The organism is Membranihabitans marinus (assembly GCF_021729155.1).
In the GTDB taxonomy this organism is placed as follows: Bacteria; Bacteroidota; Bacteroidia; order Chitinophagales; family Saprospiraceae; genus Membranihabitans; species Membranihabitans marinus.
Window position 1 is genome coordinate 63,757 of the sequence record NZ_JAJQYA010000019.1, and the last position, 25,735, is coordinate 89,491.

Sequence of the window (25,735 nt, forward strand, 5' to 3'; positions counted from 1 at the left end):
TCTCGGATTATAGGGGAAGACCGTTCTTTATATTTATTGACTATGAATAAAAATAACAACGCGAGGAGAGATTTTTTAAAAGTAAGTGGATTGACCGGTTTGGGACTAGCCGGAACCTCTCTAGTTACTGGTTGCGCAACAGGTAAGATGAAATCTTCTGGTAAAGGGGATGATATCGTTGCATTGGCAGAAAGAAAGTATACCCAACAGTTTAATATGTGTGGATACGGAGCTCCTGCTTTGCCTGTCGTTCGAATAGGATTTATTGGAATGGGCAGTAGAGGACCAGCTGCTGCTGTTCGAATGAGTCATCTAGAAGGAGTAGAGATTAAGGCACTTTGTGATGTGAGACCAGAAAAAGCGATAGCGGCCAAGGAAAGATTGAAAGGAACATCCCATAATCCCGATTTGTACACCGATGGTGAAGATGCTTGGATGGAAATGTGTCAACGTGATGATATCGATCTAATCTATATTACTACCCCATGGGATCTTCATACACCGATGGCTGTATATGCTATGGAGCAAGGAAAGCACACCGCGACCGAAGTACCTGCAGCAACTACTTTGGAAGAGTGCTGGCAATTGGTCGAAACCTCAGAACGAACGAAAAAGCATTGTTGCATTCTTGAGAACTGCTGTTATGACTTTTTTGAATTGTTGACTTTCAATATGGCTCGTCAAGGATTCTTCGGAGAAATCGTACACGGTGAAGGTGCTTATATTCACGATATCATGGACGGGTACTTTAGTGGTAAAAGATATGATCACTGGAGATTGAAGCAAAACATGAATCGCAGAGGGAATCTTTATCCTACCCATGGTTTGGGCCCAGTTTGTCAGATCATGAATGTCAATCGCGGAGATAAAATGGATTATTTGACTTCTACCTCTACTATGGATTTTATGTTGGCAGATAAAGTCAATGAAGTAGCTGCAAGCGATCCCGAATACAAGGAATTTGCAAATCATTCCTTCCGAGGAAATATGAATACCTCTGTAATAAAAACTGCGAAAGGGAAAACCATCATGATACAACACGATGTTACTTCTCCACGTCCGTATTCTCGAATTCATATGATTAGTGGCACCAAGGGCATTGCTCAAAAATGGCCAACACCGGGTAAAATTGCCCTAGGTCACGAGGGTTGGTTTACGGAAGAACAAATGAAAGAAGTAGAAGAAAAGTATACTATGGAATTGGTGACTGCTTTGGGAGAAATGGCCAAGAAAGTAGGTGGTCATGGCGGAATGGACTTCTTGATGGATTGGCGGTTAATCGATTGTTTGCGCAACGGTTTGCCATTGGATCACGATGTATATGATGCAGCTTCATGGAGTGCCATATTCCCTTTGAGTGAATGGTCGGTAGCCAACCGATCTGCACCTATCGATGTGCCTGATTTTACAGGAGGTTCGTGGAAAACTAATGCACCAGTAGATAAATCTCTTAAAAATGGAGTGTCTACAGGAGTGACGATGTAAATTAAATTTTTATCTTGATTTCCATTCGTACATTTAGGTGTACACATCGGAAATCTTTAAAATTATAACAGAGAAGTCAGCGGCTTCTCTGTTTTTAAATCTTTGGCATTTATGACTACTTTGGACTATGTAATTTTAGTAACTTATTTTGTGGGTTTGATGCTGTTTGGGCTATGGATCTCGAGGAGTATCAAAACCAGTGACGCTTATTTTAGAGGAGAGAGAAAATTTAGTTGGTGGATTATGATGGGGCAAGCTTTCGGAACGGGAACCCATGCCGAAATGCCCGTGGCTCAAACAGGGGTCACCTTTGGTCATGGATTTGCGACCATTTGGTATCAATGGAAAAACATGTTAATTACGCCATTCTATTGGTTGATTGCCCCTTTTTATAGAAGGAGTGATCGAACTACGGTGGGTGAAATCATAGAAGACCGTTATGGTCGGCGAATGGGTTTGTTTTATTCTATATTCGCTATTGCCTTTTTTGTTTTTAATATGGGAGCTATGCTCCAAGGAGCAGCAAAAGTGATTTCTGTGATCAGCGATGACTTACTCTCTCCCAATGGAGTGGTAATCGCTATGACTGTAGCTTTTATTGTCTATAGTTTTGCTGGAGGATTGGTCGCTGCTGCATATACGGATTTTATTCAAGGTATGTTGATTATCGTGCTCTCCTTTATGTTGATTCCTCTAGGACTTCATGAAGTCAATGGATTTGCAGGCATGAAAGAAGTTCTTCCAGAAAATTTCTTTTACCTCATGAGCGAAGAGAGTGGAATCGATGGCTTTACCCTAGCCATGTTGGCTGTCAATGGTATCGTAGGGATAACTGCCCAACCCCATATGGTTTCTATGTGTGCAACGGGTAACACAGAACGCGCCGGTCGAATTGGACAGACTTTTGGTTCCATGGTCAAGCGAATGGTCACTGTCGGATGGGCTTTGACTGGGTTGATTGTGGCTGCTATGGTAATTAAAAATAATGTGTCTTTGGCTGATCCTGAAATGGCTTTCGGATATGGTGCTCGTGAATTGTTGGGACCTGGATTGATCGGTTTGATGTTTGCTGCTATTGTGGCTGCTAATATGTCTACTTGTTCTACCTTTATGGTTAATAATGGTGCATTGTTTACGCAGAATATTTATAAAGAATATATTAATCCCACAGCGCCGGATTCCAAGCTACTGTCTATGGGACGATATTCTGGGTTAATTCTATCCTTGATTGCCGCCTTATTTGCCTTGAGTATTAAAAATGTATTGCACGCCTTCCTTTTTACCGAAACCATAGCCGCCTTTGTAGGTATTATATTTTTAGGAGGATTGATATGGAAGCGAGCCAATAGATATGGCGCTGCTGCTGCAGTCGTACTTTCTATAGGTAGTTACTATTTTATCAATTTTCAAAATACAGGTGAATTGATATTGGTTTATGCTTGGAAGCCAGCTCCCTTCGGATGGGCGATGCTCATCGGTTTTGCTGCTTTTTACATCGTCAGTTTATTGACTCAAAAGGAAGATGACGAAAAGATGGAAGTATTTTTTGATAAAATGCGTAGAAAATCCGATGCGAAAACCTTGGGACCTGATGGTAAATTGCCTTTAGCTTCAGAGACCGGCGACGACTTGTTGTTGTTGGATTTGGCTGGATGGTTGAAAAAGGAAAGATGGCAGAATTTCTTTAAGCGATATCGAGAAGATTTAGTGGGTTTTGTACTCAGTTGGCTTCTTATCGCTGTCATAATATTTATTGCTTGGGCTATTTTACAAATTGGCTAGTAGATCTTAAAGAAGGTGAATTTTATTTTGAAAGAGAGATAATTTTCAATCTGTTATAGATATTTTTTGGCGTCTATTTTGCTATTGAAAGTGAAATAGACGCTTTTAATTAAACCCTTGATTGGGGCAGTGGGTTTAAGGAAAATAGAATGTTGCGCTTAGTTTTATACGGGATAAAAAATATATAAACATGTTTAATAAAATCAATCGTAGGTATTTTTTAGATCGTACGGTAAAGTCGGGAATTGGGATTGGAATGGGGCTACCTATGCTTGATTTTAAATTTGTAAAGTCTTTTAGTGGAGCGAAAGAACCCTTACACGATTGGTCACTATGGGAGCAATATAGATCTGAGGTCAAACATCCTGTGCTGACTATCCAACCAGAAGATATTCAAAGAGCAAAAGGCAATATTCAATCCTTCGAATGGGCCAAAAATTACTTGAATAACAAGGTTAAACAAGCCAATTATTTTATTGATTTAATTGCAACTCATAGCTTAGAACGGCTGATAGAACTGACTACACCAGGTGATCCTCTCTGGACACCCTGTCCCTCATGTAGGGAAAAAGATTTGCCATTTCATCCACATGGACAATGGAATTGGAAGATTGAAAGCCCAGACGAAATAGTATGTGATGTATGTCATGAAAGCTTTCCTCACAGTGATTACCCGGAAAGCATCGAACTAAAAACCAGTTATGGACTTCCTCAAACCATTGCCTTTTATGGGGGAGACACATTTAAAATATTTGGGTTTCCCGAAGGGCGACCTAGTTTTACGGCCAATATTCGTTCGAGAAAAGTGCAGTGGTGTGCAGGAGCATGTCGTACTATAGCAGAAGCCTATATCTTGACAGGTGATATAGCATATGCTGTACAATGTAAAGCGATTCTCAGTCGGATGGCTGAATGTTATCCAAATTGGTTGATTCACGTAGGATATGGTGAATATGCTGATATGGATCCACGTGAAGCAGCACAGAATATAATGAATTTGCCCAATCCGGAATTGACCCCGCCACCCAATCATCCGGATAATAGATTGTGGACTGGTTATTGGAGTGCAGGTCGAGCCAGTGGAGTAGGTTTGGAAGCTGATTTTGTCCGAAAAATGGTGGAGTCCTATGATTTGACTTGTGAGGCTGTGGATGGCAATCAAAATCCGTTGTATTCCCAAGCAGAAAGGATAACCATTGAAAAGGATCTTTTACTGGAAAGTACTATTCTATTGGTTTGTGATAAAAAAATAAATAACAAGGCCGTGAGCAATCGCAGTGCAGTGGGAATGGTCGGAATCTGTTTGGGGCATCCTGAATTGATGCGTTTTGGACTCGATGGATTTGATAAGACAGTGAATGGGTGGTTCTTAAAAGATGGAACCACGAAGGAAACCCCCTTCTATGGCCTCATGACCTTGGGTGGATTGTGGGACTTCGCTCAATCTGTTCGAGGATATAGTGATCCCAAAAACTACCGTGATGCTTCTGGAAATCGATTGCAAGGTCTGAATTTGTACCGCGATCCTGGATTTACTAAGGTTTGGTCTGGATTTTTTAAAGGACTTCAAGGGGATTTAAAATATCCTCCTTTTGCCGATTCATTTTTAAATAACACCTTAGATCCATCTTATGTAGAATTAATGGTGGCCAACTACGAAGACCATCCCGAATATTTGGCCTTGTTAAGAGAGCTATGTGGTGAAGGTCTGACTCAACCATCTGGTCCGGTTCCCGACCGATATTATGAGAAGGATATGAAGGATCTCGATCTCATTACTTTGCAGCTGCCATATGATTTGGCTAAGCCACAGAGTTTGTCTTCTTTTTCGTTGTATTATCGAGATGGATCCTGGTTAAATAGACCGATTGAGGCACTGAGTTTTCCCGATTGGAATCCAGATCAGTTGAGGATTCCACATCTTAGGACGGGGCAAAACGGAAGAGAAAGCTTGTTGATGTTGAATGCCAGTCATTGGAATGGTCACAATCACGAAGATAGTCTCAATCTTTACTACTGGAAAAACAACCGTCCTATTCTTTCAGATTTTGGTTATTTATGGGATCATCCTCATGAAGAAATGACGACTCGGACCTTGGCTCACAATACGGTTTTGATCGATCAAAAAAGCCAAGTGACCAAACGTCGAGGTGGAAGTGTTAAGGAATACCATTCTTCCTCTCATGTAAAGATGGTGGAAGCTGAATCTGATGCTTATGCAGAGGCTTCTATGTATCGACGTACTTCTGCCATTATAGATCACGGCCAAGGGCGAAATTATGTAGTAGACTTTTTTAGAGTGAGAGGTGGCGATGTGCAAGATTATATATTTCATATCGAAAGCCTTGAGTACGCTTTTTCGGAACAACATCGATGGAGTGATCACAGTCAAGGATTGTACGATTTCGAATCGGTAAAAAAGGGTAGTGATTCTACTCCTTGGCAGTTGTCCTGGCCTACTGGTGGTGGACATAGTGCCAAGGCCTGGATGCTGGCCCAAGCGGGTGAAACTGCCTATATCGCCGAAGGTTGGGGGCAGAAGGATTGGGAAAATTCCGACTATGGAGCTAAAGCTAGTTATATAGTGCGAAGAAGTAGCGGATCTGATATGAAAACCTTTGTGTCGGTATTTGAAGGTAGTAGTAGCGATGAATTTTTTGTGAAAAAAGTGGACTATGATGAAGAGCAAAATCTTCTGATCATCGAAACATCTCTTGGAAGAGATTACGTGATGTCTGCTGTGGACAAAGCTGAGGTTAGCATAAGTAAAGGATTAGATTCTGTAAAGATAAAAGGACATTTTGCCGTATCTTCAGTGAATCAAAAAGGGAAGGATTGGGATTTTGTGGTTGATTGATGTCTGTAGGTATCATTTGATACGACGATCCTGTGTTGTACTTACTTTTAATAATCAAAAAATTTTTTGTCTATGCGTCATTTTATCTGTCTTATTGCGATAGTTTTAGTGGGTTTTGGATTTGGGGAGGTTCAATCCCAAGAAGTATTGAATTGGAAGGCTGGAGTAGCTACCTTAGATGTCACGCCGACTCGATCCATGTGGATGGGAGGATATGCTTTTAGAGATCGAGGATCAGAAGGGGTTAGAGAAAATGTATATATCAAAGCTTTGGCCTTGGAAGATGCTGATGGAAAAAGAGGGGTGATGGTTTCCATGGATTTGATTAATATCCCTAAGGGACCATCAGACAGGATCCGGGATAGAGTGGAAAAAGATTACAATATTAAGCGATCTCAGATTATCCTCAATGTTTCTCATACTCATACAGGGCCAGAGGTGAGGCCGGAAGTGTGGAATATTGGAGATGAAGAGAGTAATAAAATAGCTGATTATACTATTGAGCTAGAAAATAGTATAGTGAAACTTGTTGGAATAGCCTTTGAGGATCTTCAGCCAGCTCGATTATATTCTGGCAACGGATTGACTCGATTTCAAGTTAATCGACGGAATAATGTAGAGCGAGAATTAAAGAGTTATACAGAGTTGAAAGGCCCCAATGATTATGCTGTCCCAGTAATTAAGGTAGTGGATCAGGAAGATGAAATCAAGGCTATTGTATTTGGTTATGCCTGTCATGCGACGGTATTAAATGATTATTTAATATCAGGGGATTATCCCGGCTATGCTCAGAAGACATTAGAAATGCTCTATCCAGAGGCTACTGCTATGTTTTTTCAGGGGGCAGGAGGAGATCAAAATCCTTTACCTCGACGCGAGGCCGTTTTGGCAGAACAATACGGCAGAGAACTGGCTGCTGCAGTAGATCGTGTGTTGAAATCGGATATGAAGTCCTTGGAATCTAAATTGGCAGTATCATATTCTGAAATTCCGATTGGGATGCAGGATGGACCTCCTTGTGCCGAGGATTTGGAAGCCATTACTGCTGATGATTCATCCTATCCCGATTATTTAAAGCATAGAGCTCAAGTGATACTTGACAAGATCAATAGTGGAGAAGGATTGGTCAAAGATTATCCCTACCCAGTGCAGGCATGGAGTATCGGAGACCAAGCGGTCTTTGCTTTGGGAGGCGAGTTGTTGGTAGGCTATGCCATTGAACTGAAGCGGATCTTTGGAGATGATATTTTTGTGTTTGGATACAGCAACGATGTGATGGGGTATATCCCGACTGTCACTGTGCTTAGAGAAGGTGGTTATGAAGGCAATCGATCGCCATATTTTACCAATCCTTGGGAAGCTAATATTGAATACCTAATTATTAGTGAAGCCAGTAAATTGGCGAAGCAAATAGGAGTGAAAACAGCAGCTAAAGAGGATTAATTAGTTTCAATAAGTGGACTATAAGAGATCAATTAGGGATGTAGTTACATAATAATACAAAAATATAGTTACTTTTGTCTGTATTTTACATGTTAAAGAAGAATATGAGAATTAAATCATGGGTTAGTGTTTTAGCGATGTGGATGATGGTGTCCCTATTATATGGACAGGAAGTATCTGTTGTTCCAATGCCACAATCGATAAAATCATTGAACAGCAGTTTTTATTTTGGGAATCATATTACGATTCAGGAATCGGATTTTGACAATGGCCAAATAAGTCATTATTTGCAGCAAGAAATACACGATAGATTTGGAATATATACAAAAATTGTTGCTGCTGAAGGGGATGTTGTCTTTGTATATGATGAAGGTTTTTCTTCGGAATCCTATAGTCTAAAGATAGATGAGAATATACAGATCAATGGTGATGATGCAGGGTTATTTTACGGAATTCAGACCTTGTTGCAGTTGATGGCCGATGCGGAAGAAGGATCGACTAAATTTCAATTGCCAACCTTGGAAATAGAAGATAGTCCAGCCTTTCAATGGCGGGGAATTATGTTGGATGAATCCCGTCATTTTTTTGGTAAAGAAGTCGTCCTTGAGTTGTTGAGATGGATGGCTTTTTACAAGCTAAATGTGTTTCATTGGCATCTGACAGACAGTCCAGGTTGGAGGATAGAGATAAAAAAATATCCTTACCTCACTCTTATTGGAGGAATTGGCGATGATCACCATCCTCATCAGAAAGCTCAATTTTATACACAAGAAGAAATAAAGGAAATTGTAGCTTATGCCCAGAATCTCCATATTGAAGTGGTTCCCGAAATTGATATGCCCGGTCATGCTACATCGGTCAACAAGGCTTATCCAGTATTTAGTGGAGGTGGATCTGAGCGTTTTCCCGAATTTACCCTACATCCGATCAAAGATACCGTGGCTACTTTTTTAACCGATGTACTGAAGGAAGTTGATGCATTGTTTCCCAGTCAGAAAATTCATATTGGAGGAGATGAAGTACATTTTGGAAATCATGCTTGGAAGACGGATTCATTGGTTGTGGATTGGATGAAGGCCAATCATACATCTTCTTTGGTCGATGTAGAGCACTACTTTCTCAACCGTATGGCCGATTCGGTATCTGGTCTAAATAATACCTTACTGGGATGGGATGAAGTCGTCAATGCTGGATTACCAATAGATAATACAATCATTTATTGGTGGCGGCACGATCGACTCGATGCCTTGACCAATGCCTTAGATGCAGGATATCCTGTAGTGCTGTGTCCGAGAATACCACTGTATTTAGATTTTGATCAAGATGAGTCGCATCGCTTTGGTAGAAAATGGGGAGGGCGATTTGCCGATTTAAAGACCATTTATCATTTTCCTGAGGATACCTTGTATGCCGATACACACAGTGATCAGATCTTGGGTTTGCAGGGCAATATTTGGACGGAAAGAATAGCCAATCGACATCGACTCATGTATATGACATTTCCCCGAATAGCTGCTGTGGCAGAGGCGGGATGGGCAAAGTCGGATAATAAGGATTTCAATTTATTTTTTCATCGTCTAGAACATCATATGCCCTGGTATGAGGAAGGTGAAATCTATTTTTACGATGTCTTTGATCCGGAATCTACTCCTGAGCCGGTGATGATTGAAGGAAGGTAGTGGTTTTATTGTGAGTCTCAATAACGGTAGTCAAGTCTTATACTCAATGCATTTATAATTGTCGGGATATTCATGTCAAACTACCTAGAAAAGTAAGTCATAAAGGCGGCGCACTGAGGTGATTCGAAGTGGACGACAAAATATTAAATATACAACTACCAGGTTGTTCTAAAGAGCTACTCCATTTAGTTATTATACCTAGAATCCCTTTCGTGAAGACATCAGTCTTCATGGAATGGATTCTAGGTATAATGTTCACTTATTGTTTGGTAAATAATTGAGTTTTAACAATCTCATTCCTTGGTCCGATGATGACCATATAGTACATCCCACTGATTAAGTGGTCGGTGGGCAAAGTCATGGACGATTGATAGGGATATTCTCCAATGTGTTGATTCCCAAGTATTGAATATATTCTTACGTTGTGATGGTATAGGTCGGGCTCTCCAATAATTCTAATAAAGTCATTTGCCGGATTGGGCTGGATGACAAATTGTTTTTTAAGATTGTGATCCGCTTCAAAATTGGCCAGCATGGTTCTTGAATAGTGGTGGGAATCATCATAATTGTTTTGCCGAAGCCTGTAGTAATTCTTACCTTTCAAAGGTTGATGGTCAACAAAGCTATATGTCAAACTTTCTGCTGAACTTCCCTGACCACTGACTGTTCCAATGTTATAAAAGTTAATGCCGTTGCCACTGCGTTCGATTTCAAAACTCTCGATGTTCTTTTCAGACAAAGTCAGCCAAGAAATTAAGCTAGTATTATCTATTTTTTCAATATTGAGATCAGTAAGTTCTAATGGAGCGGGTATGTTGTAAGTTGCTGTCAAGGAATTGACTCGAACGTGGGCGTCGTCTTCTCCTGTTTGAAATTTAAATTCGATACTATTAGAGTTGAATTGTGCTATATAGGGTAGTCTAATTCTAACATTGTGCACTTTTGCATCACAACAGGAAAGGTATTCAGCGTTTTTCGATACAGCCCAAGGTATGGATGGGCCAGATAGCAGTGTAGCCCCTCCATATAAGTCAAAATCACCTGATTCCACATTGTCGTCATTGGGAGTTCTAGCTCTCCAGTATCGAGTTCCGTTTACATATAATGTGACTGTTATGTATGGTGACGAATTGCCATTGCAACATCCTGGTCTAAGTTGATTGTTGAGGTTGTTCATTGCAAAGTCGAAATTGATAATGGCGCCGGATGATCCACCAGGGGATCCATATTGATAGGCTGTGGATATCATTTTAGGTCGCCAATAATGAGTAATATTGGGCAGGTGTACAAGACCAGATGCTTGTACTCCATTGACAATATTTGCAGTAGCCATAGCTGAAGAGATTTCATTCCCTTTAATTGAATGAGATATGTTTTCAGCACTAGCGTTTATTGATATAAACACGATTGATAAGATAAATAAAATTATAGTTTTCATAACAATGAGTTTTTGAATTTAGCTTATAGTCCAAGTCAACTTGGATTATTTAATTTTTGGTGAAAAAATGTGAGTGTATTATTCTATTGGAATGTCAATCCATTGTTTTTCAAAACCTTGCTATTGCTTTTATTCATAGCAGGTTGTGCTGATCTGACCATGGCTGATTCTGATGGTCAAAAAATGGGATGTAGCAATTAAAAATTGAAGATTATTAAATTTTAATTGAACCAATTCATTTTAATAAAGCACTGCACTTTCGAAATAATTTTTAAATATTTCGATGTCATAACCATTGATATGGCTGTAATTCAAACATTCTGTGAATGTGTCTTGGTTTTTCGAAGGGTTGAGCTTAAAGATCAAAAAGTATCTAACCTTTATTGTGTTATTTGGATAAATACTAAGAAGTTCTGCTATTTATTTGCAAAAACATTATGAGGTGTTAAAAATGAAGGTCGTCAATAGTTTTTAAATATTGACCGTAGTAAAAATACAAAATAATATCCAATTGTTAATTTTTATTTTAAAATAATTTACAAAAATTAATTATCAATACTTTTGATTGTAATAAAATGTAAATTCTTTGATTTGAATATAAACTTAATACACTATCCTATTGACTCTTCGTAACTCGACTTTTATATTCTTCTATCATTTTATCCAGTTTTATGCCGTTTAGGACTGGTATATATGTGTTAATATTCTTATCGTTTAGCATTGTTATTCAAATTATTATGAATAGGTGCAATGTATTGTTGATATTGGATAAGAAGTACTATAAAACTATTGAGTGAATTAGTATTGCCTAAATTTAATTGGTATTGCGTATAATATATTTTACAGTATTGTAATTGTGCAGTAGATAATTTAGTTTTCTATAGATGGTTGTCTGTTTTTAGGGATTGTAAATTTTTGTAATGGCAAATAAAATTCTGAATGTTGTGAAAATAATTATTGCCTTTCTTATCTTTAGAATCAAAACCTTGTATGAAATATCGAGAATGGTTATTGATATATTTTTTCATATTTTCTTCTACCTATTTACCTGGCCAAGAACATCCTCGAATTTATTGTAATGCAGAGTCAAAAGACAGCTTGAAAATGGCTTTTGCTGAAGTGGGTTGGAAAAATGAAGTGATAGAAGCCAAGAAAAAAAATTTAGAAAAGTATTTAAAATTTTGTGAAGTCGAAAGCGACTATTTACTTTCTAGACTCCAGATGTATTGGAAAAACAGATATACCGATGTTTTTATCAAAGGGGGGGATTTTTCACATGGAAGTGGGCAAGCTGCAGTGGCTACGGTAAGATATTCTGGTTCCAGAGATTGGGCGACCGACTACATTGCTCCAAAGTTGGAAGATGTAATTCCATATTACGATGACGATCGAGGGATGTATCTGATGCACAAGGAGTCTATGGAGATGGAATATGTTCATCCTTCGGAAACTGGCCATATCATCGAAGGTATCAATAGAAAGATTATGAGTATTGTTAAAGATGCTGCGTTTTTGTATTGGTGGACAGGTGATGTGACTTATGCTGAATTGGCCCTACCTGTTTTTATGACATATATTCAAGGGATGTATCATCGGAATCCACCGGTAGATTTATTGAATTCAAATCAACAGAAGCTATCGGGTTTGGCCACATTTGAAGTGATTCATGAGAAAATAGTGAAAGACTTGGCATTGACCTATGATTTCCTATATGATTATTTAAAGATGGAGAATCAGGATTTACAATCTATTTCCAGTGTTTTTCAGCGATGGGGAGATCAGATCATTCAAAATGGTGTGGCGGATAACAATTGGAATTTTTTTCAGGCCAGATTCCTTACCTATATCGCTTTGGTTTTGGAGGATGATGATGATTATGCCAATAGAAAGGGTAGAAATTACTATTTGAAATATACTTTTGATGAATCTACTGAAAGACAAACCGCCCTAAAAGATGCGGTGTTGGAATACGATGTTGAAACTGGATTTTGGTTTGAATCTTCATCCTACTCTTTACATGTAACATCGACTTTGCTGGAGATTCTGACTGTGCTGGACAATTATAGTCATGCCAATGAATTGAAGGAGTTTGATATTGTGGAAAAGGCAACATTGGCTAGTTTTCAATATTTATTTCCCAGTGGTTATACTGTTGGTTTTGGCGATGCTAAACACGGGATTATACCCCCAGCTATTTTTGAAATGTTGTTGTCTTTTTATAAAAAATACCAAGAGGCCGATAAAGCAGTTAAAATTGCTCAGTTTTTAGAGACTATGATGGCGAAGAAGGATTATGAGCGCAAAGGAAATTCGTTGTTTGAACTCTTTTTTTATCAAAATGACTTGAAAGTTGATGCCATAGAAGCTGGGGAAGACCTCGGTTCTAGTTTATTGTGGCCTACATTTTATGCTCCCAATGTCAGTTACTTTGTTCAAAGATTGGGGCAGGGCACTGATGGTTTGATGGTGGCTACTACCGGTTCTTTTGGCAATCATGCACATTCCAATGGGATATCTATCGAATTGTTTGCCAACCATTATGTGTTGGGGCCAGATATGTCAAAGGGCACGAGTTATTGGCATCCGTATTACCGGGAATATTATTCTCAATATCCCGCTCACAACACCGTGGTGGTGGACGGAATTTCGGCTACCAATAGAATGAGGGGCCATGCTCCCTTCACCTTAGACCATTTTTATCCACCAGCAGAATCTATGAGTTCAATATTTGACAAACTTACTTTTTCCGCGGTTTCCTTTGTGGAACCTAAGACCCAATCCGACCAGCATAGATTTACAGCGCAGATATTGACAGAGACGGGCAAGGGATATATTGTCGACGTTTTTAGGTCAAAAAAGCAAGTGGATAGTCATCAAAAGCATGAGTACATTTATCATAATATAGGGCAATCATTGGATTTTTACAACAAAAAAAATCAACCATTGACATTGAGTTTAACCAATGAATTAACTAGTGAGAATGGACAACTAAAGGCCTATGATTATTTTACAGATAAAAACCATATTCAAGAATCTGGTCCAGTAAAGGCTGTGTTTAAAATAAGGAGGGACGATGAAAGTGATCAAAAAATGATAATGTGGATTAAGGGTAGTGAAGATCAAGATTATTTTTCTGTGTTATCGCCTCCATCCGATGCTCTGAGTCCAGGCACTGCTCCCGTAGATCTGGTCGATGAAAAAATTCCCACCGTTATTGTAAGAAAAAATAATGCAGCTTGGTTAGATCCTTTTTCCGTAGTCTATAATCCGTTTATCGGAGAGGATAATCCATTGTCAAATGTTACTTATATGGAGATGAAATCCAATCCAGCTGCGCAGAAAATAGTGGTCCATCACGGCCATGGCAACCATTTGGATGAGTTGGTAATCAATGCTTCGGTAAACGATGTAGTTACAGAGAATGATTTTTATCAGAAAGGCCTGTTTTCTGTGGTCAGGAAAGGACAATCATTCGATGATTTAAAGTTTATTTTTCTGGGTGGTGTTTATCAATTTAAATATGGGGGTTGGGAAATATTGGCCAAAGGTAGGGCGGTCAATCTTAGCCTGGAAGCAAAAGATGAAGGGTATAATTTACAAAACGATGAAGCTGTGGTCGTGTTCATACCTATTGATCAACAAAGGTCAGTGAATACCATGACCTTATATAAAGATGGCGAGATTGTGGGTAAGAAGCGGGGATTTGAGAGCAGAGTAAATCCCCAGTCAATCAAATTTCGATTGTCACAAGGTTATGACCGGGTATATTTTTCTTTTGAATAGGAATGAATCGGAGTGGTAATTTCAATCACCATAAGATGGATACTTAATGCAGGATAATATACCATGAAATGATGGTTGAAATAAAATCTATATCAGATTTAGAGAGTGTGGATTTCAGGGTTTTCACGGCTTGATAGAGATGGTTTCTTACGGTATTGGGTGATAGATCCAACTGTTTGGCAATGTGTTTGATGGGGTAGCCATCCATTTTGGACAATGTGAAGATGAGTCGTTGCTGTGGTGGAAGAGCCTCGAGTGACTGCTGAATAATGTCACTATAATATTCTGTGTTTATTTGCTCTTCTATTTCAGATTTGCCCCTAATGGCCAAATTGTTCCAGGCGTGAACGAGGTGTTCTCTGTATTTCTTTTCATGAGCAGCCTTGTTGATGTGATTAATGGCCATATTGCGGCACATCAGAAAGATGTAGCTGTTGATATCTTGGATATCGTCCAATTGATCTTCTCGCTTACATAATTGAAAAAAGATTTCTTGGGTTAAGTCCTTAGCGAGCTCTCGATCACTGAGGTTCTTAACAAAAAAACTAAATACCTTATCTCGATAAGTATAGAATATATTTTCTAAGTCCATCTATAGGTTAATCATGAGTTTGATAGTAAATGTATTGAAAAACAGATTGGAATATTAAATGAAATGGCGCAAAACCAAATTATTAATCTTAAATTAATATTCCCATGGTTGAGAAGTTTTATCCCATTTAATAGTGGAATTTCGTCGCTGTCATTTTCACTGCTATTCAAACACAATATTTGTCTCTATGGTGATGGATGCTGATTTGAATTAATTCAATTATAAATGTAATTCGTATTAAATATCCATAAGATACATCGTGCTGAGCTATCCCGAAGGCGCTGAACTGAGCTATGTCGAAGGCGCTGCACTGAGCTATGTCGAAGTGGAGTCATATTCACTGTACTGCGACGAGGCTCCATATAGTATAATTCATGTAAATTATTCTCTGCCACCCTTATTTATTAATGATTTAATAACATTGAGTATACATTAAATTAATAGCTGTAAAATGTTTGAATTTATTTAATAAAATATCAGAATCGTCTGGTACATTTAAATGAATCAATTGTCTTATTGTGTAGTACGGCATAAGTAGAATATTGGCACAGGGATATATAAAGGTAATTATAGACGAAATCTCTGATCTAAACCGAACCACTTAATAACCGTCTGTCATTGATAAGATAAATTGAATAAATTGAAGAATTTCGAACGAGGTAAAATCCTATTTCAAAAATATTTAGATCGAACCGCTGATGCCGGTGAGATTGAGGAAATGTTTGATATCCTAAAGGATAAATCCATTTTCCAAAATTTAACCACATCTCTTAAAAATGAGTGGGAGGATAAGGATGTATTTTTTGAATTAGATGAGCTAAGCTATGAAAGCATTAGATCGGATTGGGCGAATAGGGAAGAGAAATCTTTACCGTTAAAACCTCGACCAACCATAAGACGAATTCATTGGAAATTCATGGCCGCAGCATCTTTATTGATCATTATTACTACGGCGATATGGATATTTGTAAATAATACCAGCCAAGTATATGAGACTGGATTTGGAGAAACTCGTGAAATCCTGCTTTCTGATCATTCTAGGGTTACTTTAAATGCCAATTCAAAAATGGTGTGGAATGAAAACTGGTTGAAGAAAGGACAGCGGGATGTAGAGCTCTATGGAGAAGCATTCTTTGAAGTCAATCGCATAAGTTCCGATCATGGAAGTGGTAAAATGGACCATGAGGAATTTCTTCCCTTTAGGGTGAAGACCCGGGATCTAACCGTCAATGTTCAGGGAACATCTTTTAATGTTCAGACGAGAAGGGCCAAAACCGATGTGTTTTTGGAGTCGGGTAAGGTGTTGTTGACTTTAAATAAGGCAGATAAGTCATCAGGGGCTATGTTGGCTAATATTTCTGATTCCATCTATATGTCACCAGGGGACAAGGTCAGTTATTCTGAACAATCTATGGCTCTAACCCTGTCCAACGATAAAACCACCATTGATGAGGCTTCTTGGATTCAAGGTTCCTTGATTTATCAAGATGTTCCGCTGTCTCATGTATTGCAAGAGCTGACAGATATCTATGGAAAAGAGTTTGAAGTGGAAGAGGCCGAATTACTCAATCGAAAAGTAGATTTAGGATTGCCCTATGCAGACTGGAAAACCTTGTCTGGGCTGATGACCTTGTCTTTGGAGATTGAAATTTTTGAGGATAACAATAAAGTAATAATGCAAAAAATAAAGGGGAAATAAGTTTGACCGCTCACTTTCCCCAGTATATCATAAAATTTTCACACAAAAATTAAATGTAAAATGAATTTACGACTTTTATCAGGAATAAAAGTAAGAAACAAACTGCTTTTATTTTGTATTCTATTGTTCCAATTGCAAATACTGCAAGCTCATCCTCGGACTTCGCCTCCAGATCAGGAAGTATTGTTAACGGAAGCTATTCAACAGATTAGCCGAAAATATCAAGTTTTATTTAGTTATGACAGAGCTTGGGTTGATAATATTGTAGTAGAATACAATGAAACAACCACGGACAATTTAGAAGATGCCTTAGAATTTATTTTGTCACAAGCCAATTTAGCCTATCAGATTTTTGATGATCGCTATGTAGCTGTTTATCGCGATACCGATGAAGGGATGGCTTCCCTGCAAAAGATGGTCGAGCATTTTCAAGGCATCGTAGATCACAGAGAGATGATGAGAAAGCGACAGGTAGAGGCCCTAGCACCCATACATTCTGTATCGACAAAAGATTTGTACAATAAGCGTTTGGTCATCAATGTTACGGGAAAAGTTGTCAATCAATTAGGAGAGCCACTCATTGGGGTAAATGTCTTGGTGAAAGGAAGAAATTTGGGTATAGCAACGGATTTTAATGGTGTATTTTCATTACAAGATGTCGATGAAAATGCGGTTTTGGTGTTTTCATATATAGGTTATCAAACGAAAGAGGTTTCCTTAGCTGGAAAAACGGAGATCAATATAACCCTTATTGAAGATTCAGAGACTTTGGATGAAGTTGTGGTGGTAGGGTATGGAACATTGCAAAGTAGAGATGTGACAGGGTCGATGTCCACTATTTCCGATGAAAAATTGAATGGACTACAAGTTACTTCTGTGACGGAAGCTTTAGCAGGTTTAAGTGCTGGCCTTCAAGTAAATCAAATTTCTGGTGAGCCTGGTGTAGCTCCTTCTATTCGTATCAGAGGCGTGGGGTCTCTTACAGCGGGAAATGAACCCCTAATTGTGATAGATGGTTTTCCAACTGAAGGAACAGCAATAGCAAATATTAATATCAATGACATTGAATCAATATCCACTCTTAAAGATGCTTCTTCCACTGCAATTTATGGGTCAAGAGGGGCAAATGGGGTTATTTTAATAACGACTAAAAAAGGTCTTGTTGGCAAACCAAAAATTTCATTTAATAATTCATTTGCCTTGTCCTCGATAGCAAAAAAGATCGATGTATTGTCACCTGAAGAATATGTGGATTTTGCAGTTGATGCTGTAAATAGAGCGTGGGAATACTTGGGAAATGATAAAAACGATCCATTTGAAACCAGACCAACTTTTTATCAAGTGCCCCAATATTTTTTAGAACCAGATTCTTGGGCAAGGACAGATTGGCAAGATGAAATCTATCAAACTGCTCCCATTTATGATCATCAGCTTTCTATAAGTGGAGGGAATGAAGATCTTCGATATAGGGTATCAGGAGGTTTTCTAAATCAGGATGGAATTATTAAAAGCTCCGATTTTAAAAGATATACTTTAGGCCTGAATTTAGATGGAAGTTTAACGGATAAATTAGGGTTTTCCTTAGTACTGAATACATCAAAGGTAGATAAAAATGTAGTAGAAACATTTCATCAATGGAATCAAGGAGTAGTGGCCACTGCGATTGCACTACCGGGATTTTATGATGTCATCAATGAAGATGGTAGTTATCCAGGTCATGCCGGAATGGGATTTAACACCAGTGCAGTAAGAAATCCAATGATGTTTATAAATGAATATGATCGCCAAGTATTTGAAAATAGAATCCTTGGATCTATGTCCTTGAGTTATGAAATTTTTAAAGGGTTAAACCTAAAGACCCAATTTGGAATTGATAACCAAGATAACAGAAATGAATTTTTTAGAAACAACATTACTTTTGATGTTCCAGCCTCATCTACACATAGTAGAAATACCTATAATGGTGCAGGTACTCATGGAGCTTCATCTTCCTTTGATTGGTTGTCTGAAACTACTTTGAACTTTAATCACAGCTGGAGTAACCATCATCGGATAGATGCGATTTTAGGATTTACTGCACAGAAAGCGGTTCTTAACAATGGTTTTATTTCGGCCGACAATTTCCCCGATAATCTTGTACCTACCTTAAATGCAGGACAAATTGCCAGTGGGAATACTACTAAGTCTGAGTTTTCAATGCTTTCCTATCTTTCAAGAATCAATTATTCATTTAAGGGCAAATATCTTACGACATTAACCTTGAGAAGAGATGGATCTTCTCGATTTGGAAGTGAAAATCGATGGGGATATTTTCCATCTACTTCCTTTGGATGGATCATTTCAGAGGAGGATTTTGTTGAGAAATCAGCTTTTATGAATTATTTAAAATTGAAAGCTAGTTACGGTGTTTCTGGAAATAATACGATTCCCAATTATGGTTCAGCTGGGTTGTTGTCCTATACCAATTATGTATTGGGTAATAATATTCTAACAGGTCAAATTCCATCATCGCTTTCTAATTACGACTTAGGTTGGGAAACATCAAAACAATTTAACTTGGGAATTGAGTACAATCTATTGAACAACAGGGTGAAAGTGTTGGCAGATGTATATCATTCAGTTAACGACAATCTATTGTTGAATGTTCCAGTTCCAAGTATATTGGGGGTAAATACGGCGTTGCAAAATATTGGGAAAATTCAGAATAGGGGAATTGAATTTAATATAACCACTGAGAATATTACTGGAGACTTTAATTGGACGACAGATTTGAACTTTTCATTAAATAGAAACAAAGTATTAGAGCTGGGGCCAGAAGGTACACCGATCTATGCAAATACGTATCAAAGTGAAACCAATGTTACTCAAATCGGAAGGCCAATTGGCGATTTTTATGGCTATGTATTCGACGGGGTATATAACAGCCAAGAAGAAATAGAAAGTAGACCTTCTTTATCTACAGATAGACCTGGAGATCCTATAGTGGTAGATGTTAATGGAGATGGTGAAATTACTGCCGACGATAGAACTAGTATTGGAAATTATCAACCCGATTTTTACTTTGGCTTGGACAATACATTTAGATATAAAAATATAGACTTGCGTGTATTACTCCATGGTGTACAAGGAGCCAGTGTTATGGATTTGATCTTTTATCAAGCTATGGCATTGACGGGTAGAACCAATAGTTTGGGCTTGGCTAGGGAAAGATGGCGTTCACCTGAGGAGCCAGGAAATGGGGAAGTATATGCAGCAAGCATTGACGTTAGAGGGGTAAGAAGAAGACCTTCTACTTTTTATATTCAGGATGCATCGTATTTGAGAATAAAAAATATAACATTGGGTTATAGTCTCAATCAAAATATGATAGAAAAGGCCAGTCTATCTGGAGCGAGAATATACTTATCTGCTCAGAACCTATTCACTTTTACATCCTACCATGGCTACAATCCGGAAGTCAGTTCATATAACAACTCTGCCTTAACCGCAGGAGTCAACTATTATGGATATCCTACCAGTAAGTCAATAACCATTGGTTTAAATATTAATTTCTAAAAAATTCCTAAAAATGAAATATTTAATTTTCTATATAATTGCGGTATTTGCAATCACTAGTTGTTCTGAAGATTTATTGGAACTTTCTCCAATATCCTCACCTAATGTCGAAAGTTATTTTAAATCTCAATCTGATTTCGAAAATGCTTTAGTAGGGGCCTATTCTATACTTAAGTCAGACGGTGTATATAATGATTATGTACAATTAGTCGGAGAAGTACGTTCTGACAATTCTGAAATGGGAACCACTGCTTCCAATAGAGTCTATCTTTATGAAATGTCAGAATTTAGAGATCAGTCTACGAGCCCGATTTATAATTCTATATGGACCCAACATTATAAGGGTATTAATTTAGCTAATCTAATTATAAAAAATATTGTAGATCTGGATGCTCCGGAGTCGTTTAAAAATAGAGTAGAAGGTGAAGCAAAATTTTTACGTTCATTATATTATTTTAATTTGGTTAGGATCTTTGGAAGTGTTCCCCTGGTTGCAAGTAGTTTAAATTCAATTGCTGATGCATATGATAAAAGTAGGGCAGAGACTTCTGAAATTTATAATCTTATCATTGAAGATTTAGAATATTCTAAGTCTGTATTGCAGGCAAATCCGATTGATGTTGGTAGAGCTACCAAGGGGGCGGCAACTGCATTGCTTGGAAAAGTTTATTTGACATTGCATGATTATAACAATGCGAAGATAAGTTTGGAAGAAGTCATTCAATCTGGTCAGTATGCTTTATTAGATGATTTTGCTGATCTATGGGAAGCCAGTAATAAAAATCACAGTGAGTCCATTTTCGATGTGCAATTTCAGAGAGGGTCTGGCTCAAACACAGGATCGCGATTTTTGGAAAGGTATTCGCCTTATTTATATCCACACTTACCTTATTATACAACAGGAGGAGGATATAATATTCCAACTATTGACCTGATCAATGCATTTGAGGAGAATGATAATCGAAAAGATGCATCGCTTAAAGAATTTTATGTTGTGGGAAATGATACGATTAGTGGTTTGGCGGGTAGATTTTGCTATAAATTTCATGATTTGCCTACTCAACAACAGGGATCTGATGATAATTGGCCAGTAATTAGGTATGCTGATGTGATTTTAATGTATGCAGAAGTTTTAAACGAAATTTCATTTGAGGCAAATGGATTAGCATTTGATTATTTGAACATGATAAGAAGTAGAGCCGGTTTGCCAAATAAGACCGCAAATAATACAAATATTGATTTGTCAATAGATTCCCAAGCCGCATTTCGGGAAGCCATAGCTCATGAAAGACGTGTTGAACTGGCCTTTGAAGGGCACAGGTGGTTTGACTTAGTTAGAACTCAAAAAATGATAGATGTCATGAATCCAAAAACTGAAGTGGAAATACAAGATTACATGTCGCTGTTGCCTATCCCTCAGTCTCAAATCGATATTAATCCTGGAAAAATTACTCAAAACCAAGGATATTAATGATTTGATTATTTGTAAACTTATTGGGTTTGTAAATACAAATGTATTTTAGCCTTCTATTTTTTTATTTCTATATCAATCTTCTATGAAATCTATTCTCGCCCTCTGCATTTTCTTGATTTTATTTTCTTGTCAAAATAAAATAGACCACGAATCGCATAATTTAATGAAACCTGTTTTTCAATTAGATTATGCCAATCCAACCAAGGATAAACCACAATCTAAATTATGGTATTCCGATGGCAGTTATTGGGCTATCTTGCCCAAGTCTGACGGTCCTTCTTTGTGGCAACGAGATGACCATGGTTGGATAGAGCATGAAAATGTAAATAAAACTCTGTCGGGAATTCCCGGAAGAGCCGATGTGTGGGCAGAGGACGGAGAAATAACAGCTGTCGGAGTGGATAAAGACTCTTTGGTTGTATTTAGATTGATCCGTGATTCAGGTATAAAATGGAAGGCTAAAATCTTACAAACTCTATATCCACCCGCTTTGGGAGACGAAATCGAAACAGCGACCATCGCTTTGGATGATTCCGGAATTTACTGGGTTGCCTCCGATGCGGGGAATAAAGTTTGTGTCTGGAGTTCAGAGGATTCTGGGCTTCAATGGTCGGAACCGATAATTATTGAAGAAAAGATGACTAAGGACGATATCTGTGCGATAACAAAGATTCCCAATGGGATAGGAGTGATTTGGTCTGACCAAGAAGAGGAAGCGCTTTATTTTAAATCCCATAGAGATGGACAGCCAGTATATGAATGGGATAGTACGATAACGGTTCAACAGGGCAATAACAATGCCGATGATCATATCAATACCGTGTTGGCTGCTGATGGCACACTGTGGGTAGCCACCAAAAGCAGTGTAGATAGTGTGGGCCAGCCTTTGTTTGTATTGCGAGTGCGCAGGCCTAATGGGCAATGGTACAATTTTCCTTATGCCAATTTGGAGAAAGATAACCACCCCAGCCGCCCTATAATTTCTGCGGTCGAAGGAGATTCGCCTATGATATTAAGTGGGCATACGATATATAGTCACGGTTATTCGGGCAGTATAGAGTTTGGTATGGTCGATACGCATTCTTCTCAAATACTGCGAGAGATAGCTACCGTAATCACACCAGATACCAGTGATTGGGTCGGTAAAAACATTATCAATGACCTTACAGGTGCCAAGCGACCTTATGGCCAAAACCAACCTTGGATTGTCTTGGCTTCCGATGGTCAAGGCCGGGTGTATGAGGCAGATTTGTCGCGGTTTTTTCGTTGAAATTAGGGTATTAAAATAGTAGGGAATACCAAAAGGAGGTTAAAAGGTGATGACATACTGTAATGCAAAATAGCGAGGAAATAGCTTATAGGTGTTTGTAGAATAAAACTGTGCATTGAAATAGTTTTCAATAAGGTTTCTATTGTCTAAAATATTGAAACATGACAGTTCAAATTTATGCTTTGCACTCAGACCATATTGAAGTGTAGTATTCCAAAGGAAGTAATTTTGTTTGCTATTGTTGGACTGACTAATATCAAAATTAACATCAGAATACCATAAAAATTTCTCACCTAAAAACACTTTGACATTTGAAAATAAGTCGTGACTCTTTATCCATTCAGTCTTCTCTGACAAGTTTGGGATGGTATTGAGAATGAGATTGTAGCCTATTTCGCCTTCAAAGTTTTCTGAATTGTAAAATACACTTGCCCTAGGGGCTAATAAATACCGTTGTATGAAGTTGTTAAAAGTAGTCGAATGATATTTCGAATAAATAAAATAGAATACACTTCTCATTGTCCAATCAGGATTGAATTTTTTTTGAAAATGGATAAAGGTTGACAATTGCTCGCTATTTTTATTAGAATTTATAGGTCTTGATGTAAAGAGTTGATTTACATAGTTGTATTCAAAAACTAGTGGATTGTGAATTATAGAATATCTTGTAGTTAATGAGAAACTATTTCCTTTTCTTGTCGAAGATCTTTTAAGTTTAAATTGAAAATTATCCTCTGTATTTATTTTGAGGTTGTTATTACCTATAGACAATCGATTGAAATCTTGTAAGTAGGTTGAATCCCAATACCAAATGCCCAGCGGAGCACTTTGGTTGAAATAATATTGAAGATTAATTTCGCCAATGGATTCAATCGTTTTAGTAAACTTAAAATGTGGACGAAGATCAAATTGATTTTGTGTTTTATTTATTGGGATGTTTTGATGAGAATGATGGGCTTCCAATCCTAAGGTCAAGGCGTATTTTCGATTGCGTCGATCCCAACGCAGAGCATATATATTATATAAATTGTGAAGATTTATGGCTGAATTAAACAAGGTTTGATAATCTTCAACGGTTGAAGTATTTTGATTGGAGTATTGGTCAGTGGAACTTCCCTTATGCTGAGAATAATCTAATCTATGGAATACCGTTAGTTTGTCATTGGCATTGATTTGGTAATCTAATTGATTGAGTAAATAAAAATTTTTATACAAAATGGTCTGATTTTGAATCGCCGTCAAGCTGTCTTCAGCAAAAGTGTAAAAACCTGGAATTTGATCTCCCAAAATATCCCAATGTTTAGCCGTTTTTTCTGATTTTTCATTCCACTTCAAATTGGAAATGTGAGACCATTTAGCATTCCATTTTTTAATCCATTTTAGATCGTGATAATGAGCTATGTCTTTGTCTTTGGTCATTAAATTGTGACGATAATCCATGTCTTGAATAAAATATTGACTATTCTGGTTGATCTTATTGGGCAACTTGGAAAAGTTTAGATTGTAAGCAAAATAGTTGCCGTTGTCTTTGGGATTGTACACCATTTCCACATCATAAAATATGAGTTGGGTCATTTGACTTTTATTGTATAAGCTTAATTCCTCTGTGTTTAATTCATAGTATTTTCTGTAGGAATTAGAATTGATCGTCTCGTCGTTGTTAATGTGGGAAGCTATGACATTGATATTGAAGTTGTCATTTACTTTTTGAACTAAATGAATGATGCCAAATAATGATTTTTTGTCATTGATATTCCTTAAATCCAACAATGAGGGGATTAAGTCTACCTTATCCGATTTATTACGGATGGGGTCTAAAAACTCTGGTGTAAAGCCAAAAATGCGAAATAAATTTACTGAGCCGGAATATCTGTCTAGTGAATTGGAATAGTCTAGTATGGAGTTGATTCTGGTTTTAGGTGAATAATAGAAGGTATTGGCATTGAATCTATGTCTAGCTGCCCAGTTTCCCATGACCAAAGCATCTCCAAAAACAAACTTATTCTTCGTTTTGTCTAGGTGAATATTGACAGCCAATCGATCTCCTGTTCCTGAACCCTTCAGTGCATTGATGGCATTGTACTTTTCAATAACCTCAATTTTAGAAACCACATTCGCGGGCAAGTAAGCTACACCCAATTTGGTTCCACCATAAAAAAACTTCTCTCGTTCCACAAGCAATTCATTCACTTTTTCCCCTTTGTATAGGATCTCATCTTCTCTCGTCACTTCAAAACCCGGAGTTTTTTTAAGCACTTCTCTGAGTTTGAATTCGGTTCCTTCGGTATAGAATTTTGCGTTGTATATTATGGAATCTTCGTTAATGACCATGTCCGGAAAAGTATCTGTGATCACTATCTCTTTAAACTCAAAGGGGGATGGAGAAAGATCAATTTTCAAAACGTCATCGTTATAATCTTTAGGGTTTATGGTAATGGTTTTTGTCGTATATCCTATATAGCTTACCGTTAGAGTAAGGGAGTCATTTTTTACATTTTCAATGAAAAAATTCCCGTCACTGTCGGCAAATAGTACTTTTGATTTATCGGAATTGGCAAAACCATACACCACATTGGCATAGCTAAGTACTTGGTTGGATTCTGGATATTACGGATCGTTTTGTGCCAGGTATTTCGGTGGGTTAGTGCCAGTTATATCGGTTCAAATTGTGCCAATAT

Annotated in this window: 13 protein-coding genes and 1 pseudogene; 11 read left to right on the forward strand and 3 right to left on the reverse strand. The window is 37.8% G+C overall.

The annotated features are described in order from the left end of the window. Nucleotides 1–42 precede the first annotated feature (42 nt). The 5 genes from LVD51_RS12650 to LVD51_RS12670 all read left to right on the forward strand — a co-directional run bounded on the left by LVD51_RS12650 (nucleotide 43) and on the right by LVD51_RS12670 (nucleotide 9,246). The gene (locus LVD51_RS12650; RefSeq protein ID WP_236971746.1) at nucleotides 43–1,485 is read left to right on the forward strand and encodes a Gfo/Idh/MocA family protein; all 1,443 of its coding nucleotides are present in this window, start codon (nucleotides 43–45) and stop codon (nucleotides 1,483–1,485) included. A 111-nt stretch (nucleotides 1,486–1,596) separates the two neighbouring features. Then, entirely contained in the window at nucleotides 1,597–3,267 is a 1,671-nt protein-coding gene (locus tag LVD51_RS12655; protein WP_236971747.1) for a sodium:solute symporter family protein, read from the forward strand. Between the two features lie 190 nt (nucleotides 3,268–3,457). Further along, on the forward strand, nucleotides 3,458–6,124 hold the full coding sequence (locus LVD51_RS12660) for a heparinase II/III domain-containing protein (RefSeq protein ID WP_236971748.1): 2,667 nt from the start codon (nucleotides 3,458–3,460) through the stop codon (nucleotides 6,122–6,124). Nucleotides 6,125–6,196: 72 nt separating this feature from the next. Then, nucleotides 6,197–7,567 carry a neutral/alkaline non-lysosomal ceramidase N-terminal domain-containing protein gene (locus LVD51_RS12665; RefSeq protein ID WP_236971749.1) on the forward strand — a complete coding sequence of 457 codons (1,371 nt, stop codon included), beginning with the start codon at nucleotides 6,197–6,199 and terminating at the stop codon, nucleotides 7,565–7,567. Between the two features lie 104 nt (nucleotides 7,568–7,671). After that, nucleotides 7,672–9,246, forward strand: coding sequence for a beta-N-acetylhexosaminidase (locus tag LVD51_RS12670; RefSeq protein WP_236971750.1), 1,575 nt, complete (start codon nucleotides 7,672–7,674; stop codon nucleotides 9,244–9,246). Between the two features lie 259 nt (nucleotides 9,247–9,505). On the opposite strand, the gene LVD51_RS12675 is transcribed toward LVD51_RS12670, so the two are convergent. After that, nucleotides 9,506–10,684 carry a T9SS type A sorting domain-containing protein gene (locus LVD51_RS12675; protein WP_236971751.1) on the reverse strand — a complete coding sequence of 393 codons (1,179 nt, stop codon included), beginning with the start codon at nucleotides 10,682–10,684 and terminating at the stop codon, nucleotides 9,506–9,508. A gap of 69 nt (nucleotides 10,685–10,753) precedes the next feature. Between LVD51_RS12675 and LVD51_RS20015 the strand changes: the two genes are divergently transcribed. Next, nucleotides 10,754–10,885 carry a hypothetical protein gene (locus LVD51_RS20015; protein WP_262912777.1) on the forward strand — a complete coding sequence of 44 codons (132 nt, stop codon included), beginning with the start codon at nucleotides 10,754–10,756 and terminating at the stop codon, nucleotides 10,883–10,885. Between the two features lie 789 nt (nucleotides 10,886–11,674). Further along, nucleotides 11,675–14,467, forward strand: coding sequence for a heparinase II/III-family protein (locus LVD51_RS12680; RefSeq protein ID WP_236971752.1), 2,793 nt, complete (start codon nucleotides 11,675–11,677; stop codon nucleotides 14,465–14,467). A gap of 43 nt (nucleotides 14,468–14,510) precedes the next feature. On the opposite strand, the gene LVD51_RS12685 is transcribed toward LVD51_RS12680, so the two are convergent. Continuing rightward, a complete protein-coding gene (locus LVD51_RS12685) occupies nucleotides 14,511–15,059 on the reverse strand; it encodes an RNA polymerase sigma factor (protein ID WP_236971753.1) in 549 nt (182 codons plus the stop codon). Nucleotides 15,060–15,699: 640 nt separating this feature from the next. Here LVD51_RS12685 and LVD51_RS12690 point away from each other — a divergent pair. The 4 genes from LVD51_RS12690 (at nucleotide 15,700) to LVD51_RS12705 (ending at nucleotide 23,057) form a co-directional block, all read left to right on the forward strand. Next, nucleotides 15,700–16,758 (forward strand): FecR family protein, encoded by a 1,059-nt coding sequence (locus LVD51_RS12690; RefSeq protein WP_236971754.1) that lies wholly within the window; start codon nucleotides 15,700–15,702, stop codon nucleotides 16,756–16,758. A gap of 60 nt (nucleotides 16,759–16,818) precedes the next feature. After that, nucleotides 16,819–20,313: a SusC/RagA family TonB-linked outer membrane protein gene (locus LVD51_RS12695; RefSeq protein ID WP_236971755.1), complete on the forward strand. Its 3,495-nt coding sequence runs from the start codon at nucleotides 16,819–16,821 to the stop codon at nucleotides 20,311–20,313. 13 nt (nucleotides 20,314–20,326) lie between these two features. Then, nucleotides 20,327–21,784 carry a RagB/SusD family nutrient uptake outer membrane protein gene (locus LVD51_RS12700; RefSeq protein WP_236971756.1) on the forward strand — a complete coding sequence of 486 codons (1,458 nt, stop codon included), beginning with the start codon at nucleotides 20,327–20,329 and terminating at the stop codon, nucleotides 21,782–21,784. Nucleotides 21,785–21,869: 85 nt separating this feature from the next. Further along, a complete protein-coding gene (locus tag LVD51_RS12705; protein WP_236971757.1) occupies nucleotides 21,870–23,057 on the forward strand; it encodes a hypothetical protein in 1,188 nt (395 codons plus the stop codon). 39 nt (nucleotides 23,058–23,096) lie between these two features. Here the strand turns inward: LVD51_RS12705 and LVD51_RS12710 are convergent. After that, a pseudogene (locus tag LVD51_RS12710) lies at nucleotides 23,097–25,643 on the reverse strand (carboxypeptidase-like regulatory domain-containing protein); the annotation flags it as partial. Nucleotides 25,644–25,735 lie beyond the last annotated feature (92 nt).

What these genes read in the sequence shown, in the direction of transcription:
- LVD51_RS12660 (WP_236971748.1), top strand. Translation starts at nt 3,458, where the DNA reads ATGTTTAATAAAATCAATCGTAGGTATTTTTTAGATCGTACGGTAAAG.
- LVD51_RS12695 (WP_236971755.1), top strand. Translation starts at nt 16,819, where the DNA reads ATGAATTTACGACTTTTATCAGGAATAAAAGTAAGAAACAAACTGCTT.
- LVD51_RS12685 (WP_236971753.1), bottom strand. Translation starts at nt 15,059, where the DNA reads ATGGACTTAGAAAATATATTCTATACTTATCGAGATAAGGTATTTAGT.
- LVD51_RS12680 (WP_236971752.1), top strand. Translation starts at nt 11,675, where the DNA reads ATGAAATATCGAGAATGGTTATTGATATATTTTTTCATATTTTCTTCT.
- LVD51_RS12650 (WP_236971746.1), top strand. Translation starts at nt 43, where the DNA reads ATGAATAAAAATAACAACGCGAGGAGAGATTTTTTAAAAGTAAGTGGA.
- LVD51_RS12675 (WP_236971751.1), bottom strand. Translation starts at nt 10,684, where the DNA reads ATGAAAACTATAATTTTATTTATCTTATCAATCGTGTTTATATCAATA.
- LVD51_RS12700 (WP_236971756.1), top strand. Translation starts at nt 20,327, where the DNA reads ATGAAATATTTAATTTTCTATATAATTGCGGTATTTGCAATCACTAGT.
- LVD51_RS12655 (WP_236971747.1), top strand. Translation starts at nt 1,597, where the DNA reads ATGACTACTTTGGACTATGTAATTTTAGTAACTTATTTTGTGGGTTTG.
- LVD51_RS12705 (WP_236971757.1), top strand. Translation starts at nt 21,870, where the DNA reads ATGAAATCTATTCTCGCCCTCTGCATTTTCTTGATTTTATTTTCTTGT.
- LVD51_RS12665 (WP_236971749.1), top strand. Translation starts at nt 6,197, where the DNA reads ATGCGTCATTTTATCTGTCTTATTGCGATAGTTTTAGTGGGTTTTGGA.
- LVD51_RS12670 (WP_236971750.1), top strand. Translation starts at nt 7,672, where the DNA reads ATGAGAATTAAATCATGGGTTAGTGTTTTAGCGATGTGGATGATGGTG.